A 3896-nucleotide genomic window follows, 5' to 3' on the forward strand; every position below is an offset into this window, starting at 1 on the left:
GGCACCGTCCGGGTGGGGTCCTCCAGCATGCCGGCAGGGCCCCGCGCGCGTGCGGCAGCGCCAGGTCCGCGAGCCGCCCGGTGGCCTCCAGGCGCACGCGGGTGTCCTCGTCGCGCAGCCGGGGCAGGAGCATGTCCGGCAGCTGCTCCGGCGGCAGGATGACGGACGCGAGGCTCACGCCCGAGCGGCGCACCTCCGGCTGCGCATCCGCGAGCAGGCGCACGAGCACGTCCGCGAACGCGTCGGCGTGCGTGGGCTCCTCGGAGGCCAGCTGGAACAACAGGTCCGCCGCCTCGGCCCGGCTCGCCGGACGCTTCTCACGCTCCAGGGTCAACAGGGCGCGGTCCCGCTCGGCACGCCAGTCCGCCACGTCTCGTCACCTCGCTCGCCGGGTGGCGGAATGCCCCCCGGCGTGTCCTTGAAGCCACTGCGTCCGCGCTACTTCACGTCGGCGCCGGGCGGCACGTCGCCCGGCTCCAGCAGGGACAGGTCCTTGCCGCCCGAGCCCGCCGTCAACAGCATGCCGCGCGACTCGATGCCCTTGAGCTTGCGCGGCTTCAGGTTCGCCACCACCACCACGCGCCGGCCGGCCAACGCCTCCGGCGCCGGGTAGGCCTCGGCGATGCCGGACACGATGGTGCGCGGCGTGCCCTCGCCCAGGTCCACGTCCAGCTTGAGCAGCTTGTCCGCGCCCTTCACCTTCTCCGCGGCCACGATGCGCCCCGCCTTCAGCACCACCTTGGCGAAGTCCGCGAACTCGATGTCGGCCGCGGGCGCGCCTTCCGCCGCCCCCGCGCCAGGGGACGCCTGCGTGGTGGGCGCGCCGTCCGGACCCTTCGCTTCCATGGGCTTCTTCTCCGTCTTCTTGTCCTTGCCACCGGCCTTCGCGGGCTCGGCGGCCGGCGTCCCCTCGGGGACCTTGATGATGGCGTTGACGCGCTCCTCCTCCAGCCGGGGCAGGAGCGGCTCCGGCGTGCCCAGCGGACGGGTGCGGTCCAGCAGCGGGTACTTCGCGGTGGCGAGCGCCTGGAACGTCAGCGGCTCCGCCCCCAGCTGCGCGAACAGCTTCTCCGACACGCGCGGCGTCACCGGCGCCAGCAGCGCGCCCACCAGGTACGCCACGTCCGCCGCGTCCGACAGGTCCGCCCGCGCGGCCTCCGCGTCCTTCTTCACCAGCGCCCACGGCGCGGCCGTCTGCAGGAACGCGTTCGCGGTGGAGGCGATCTCCGTGATGACCTTGATGGCGTTGCGGTACTCCAGCTTCTCGAACGCCTCGCGCACCTCCGGCACGCGCGCCAGCGCGTCCTCCACCAGCTTGCGCCCCGCCCCTTCCGCGCGGCCCGGCGCGAGCTTCTTCTCCAGCGGCCCGGCCAGCAGCGACAGCGCGCGGTTGGCCAGGTTGCCCACGTTGTTGACGAGCTCGCCGTTCACCCGGAGGCGGAAGTCCTTGAGGTTGAGGTCCAGGTCCTCCACGCCCGCGCCCAGGTTGGCCGCGTAGAAGTAGCGCAGGTAGCTGGGGTCCAGGAGGTCCAGGTAGTCGCGCACCGGCACCATGGTGCCGCGCGTCTTGGACATCTTCTCGCCGTTCACGGTCAGGTGCCCGTGCACCTTGATCTCATTGGGGACGTGGAGCCCCGCGACCTTCAGCACCGCGGGCCAGAACAGCGCGTGGAAGTAGACGATGTCCTTGCCGATGAAGTGGACGATGCGCGTGGGCGCGTCCTTGCCCCAGTACGCGAGCGCGTCCGGGAAGCGGCCGGACTCCTTCGCCCACTTCTCCGTCGTGGCGATGTACCCGATGGGCGCGTCCAGCCAGACGTAGAAGAACTTGTCCGTCTCCCCTGGGATCGCGAAGCCGAAGTACGGCCCGTCGCGGCTGATGTCCCAGTCCGCCAGGCCCTTCTCGAAGAAGCCCTGGAGCTGCGTGGCGAGGCCCGGGTGGATGAAGCCGGGGCGCTTGAGGACCTCCTGCAGGAAGTCCGCGTGCCGAGACAGGCGGAAGAAGAGGTGCTCGGAGTTGCGGCGCACCGGCGGCGTGCCGCACAGCGCGCACTTCGGGTCGATGAGGTCCGTGGGGTTGTACGTCTTGCCGCACTTCTCGCACGCGTCGCCGTACTGATCCGGCGACTTGCAGTTGGGACAGGTGCCCCGGATGAAGCGGTCCGGCAGGAAGCGCTTGTCCTTCTCGCAGTAGGTCTGCTCGATGTCGCGGCGGTCGATGTCGCCCGCGTCCTTCAAGCGCCCGTAGATGAGCTCCGCGTAGTGGCGGTTCTCCGGCGAGTTGGTGGAGTGGAAGGAGTCGAAGCGGACGTCCAGGTCGCGGAAGTCGCGCTGGTGCTCATCGTGGAAGCGCGCGACGAACTGCTCCGGCGCGACGCCGTGCTTCGCGGCGTTGAGCTCGATGGGCGTGCCGTGGGTGTCGTCCGCGCAGAAGTAGACGACGTCCTGGCCGCACGAGCGAAGGAAGCGGACGTAGATGTCCGTCTGGATGTACTCGACGGCGTGGCCGAGGTGGACGGCGCCGTTCGCGTACGGAAGGGCGCTGGTGACGAGGGTTCTCTCCGCCATGGGACTCTCCTGAGGGCGGCGGACCATAGCCGCTCGGGGATACGAGGTCATCGCCAACATGCAGGCCGGGGGCTGCATGGCGCGAAGGGGGATGTTATCGACCGGACGCCATGTGCACCGTCCTCGTCCTGCGTAACGTCCACCCCGAGTGGCCGCTGGTCCTCGCCGCCAACCGCGATGAGTTCCTTGCGCGCCCCGCCCACGGGCCGAAGGTCCTCTCCGAGTCCCCCCGCGTGGTGGGCGGCCAGGACGTGGAGCGGGGCGGAACGTGGATGGGGGTCACCAACGAGGGAGTCGTCGTCGCCCTGACGAACCAGCGCGGCGCCCGGAGCCTGGGCCTGGCCCCCCGCTCCCGGGGCGAGGTGGTGCTGCGCGCCCTCCAGGCCGGCTCGGTGGAGGCCATCGAGCGCTACCTCGGCACCCTGCCCGCCCCGGAGTTCCTCCCCTTCAACCTGCTCTACGGGGACGCCCACACGCTGCGGGTGGCCTACGCCCGGCCGGGCCACGCCCACCTGCTGCACGAGGACGTCCCGGCCGGCGTGCACGTGCTCCCCAACGACAGCCTGGACAACCTGGCGCTGCCCAAGGTGCGGCGGGCGCACGCGCTGGCCGACGCCGTGGCGAAGCGCCCGTGGCCGGAGCTGGTGACGGGACTCCAGGCGGCCCTGGCGGACCATGCCCTGCCGCCCCGCGAGGCCGCGACGGGGGCGCTCGCGGAGGACGACCTGCCCGCGGACTTCCTCCAGCAGCTCCAGGCGCTGTGCATCCACACGGAGGGCTACGGGACGCGCTCGTCCGCCATCGTCGCGCTCGGGCCCGGACAGGTGGGGCACTACCTGGCCACGGACACCGCCCCCTGCCAGGGCGGCTGGCGGGACGTGACGGGCCTGCTCACCGCGCCTTGAAGGGCCTGCTGCTTCTTCAGTCCAGCCGCGCCCGCATCACCGCGTCGCGGCCCGCGTCGTAGGTGGCCTCGAAGGCGGGCCCCGGCCGGTGAAGGCCTCCGCGGGGGGCATGCCCACGTCCACGCGGACCTCCCGCACGTCGCAGCCCAGGTCGGAGCGGTAGAAGGCGGGCTCGCCCGTGACGTTGATGGCGATGAGCCGCGCGCCCGGGAACAGCTGGCACGCGTCGTGGACGGGCGTGGCGGACACGCGGTCCGCGCCCGGGTCGATGCGCTCCAGCGACGCGTCCTCGAACAGGAGCGGGTTGGCGGCGCTCGCGGCGACGGCCTCCGACAGCGGGCCGCGCGTCACGGTGACCAGCCGGATGCCGCCGTCCAGCGGGGCCTGGTGGAAGGTGGCGAAGGGCACGGGCAGGGTCTCCAC

The 3896-nt window shown here is 72.2% G+C and carries 3 protein-coding genes and 1 pseudogene; 1 reads left to right on the top strand and 3 read right to left on the bottom strand.

Features of this window, described 5'->3' with window-relative positions:
* Window positions 1-370: pseudogene (locus ACLEQD_RS38650) on the bottom strand (HEAT repeat domain-containing protein); the annotation flags it as partial.
* Between the two features lie 68 nt (window positions 371-438).
* Window positions 439-2568 carry a methionine--tRNA ligase gene (gene metG, locus ACLEQD_RS38655; RefSeq protein WP_410390875.1) on the bottom strand — a complete coding sequence of 710 codons (2130 nt, stop codon included), beginning with the start codon at window positions 2566-2568 and terminating at the stop codon, window positions 439-441.
* Between the two features lie 110 nt (window positions 2569-2678).
* On the opposite strand from metG, the gene ACLEQD_RS38660 reads away from it, so the two are divergent.
* Window positions 2679-3473, top strand: coding sequence for an NRDE family protein (locus tag ACLEQD_RS38660; RefSeq protein ID WP_410390877.1), 795 nt, complete (start codon window positions 2679-2681; stop codon window positions 3471-3473).
* Window positions 3474-3509: 36 nt separating this feature from the next.
* Here the strand turns inward: ACLEQD_RS38660 and ACLEQD_RS38665 are convergent.
* Window positions 3510-3896, bottom strand: a 387-nt coding sequence (locus ACLEQD_RS38665; RefSeq protein ID WP_410390879.1) for a hypothetical protein, incomplete at its 5' end; no start/stop codon positions are given.

The sequence above is a fragment of the Corallococcus sp. 4LFB genome, from assembly GCF_046520365.1.
GTDB classification, from domain to species: Bacteria; Myxococcota; Myxococcia; order Myxococcales; family Myxococcaceae; genus Corallococcus; species Corallococcus caeni.

What these genes read in the sequence shown, in the direction of transcription:
- ACLEQD_RS38660 (WP_410390877.1), top strand. Translation starts at nt 2,679, where the DNA reads ATGTGCACCGTCCTCGTCCTGCGTAACGTCCACCCCGAGTGGCCGCTG.
- metG (WP_410390875.1), bottom strand. Translation starts at nt 2,568, where the DNA reads ATGGCGGAGAGAACCCTCGTCACCAGCGCCCTTCCGTACGCGAACGGC.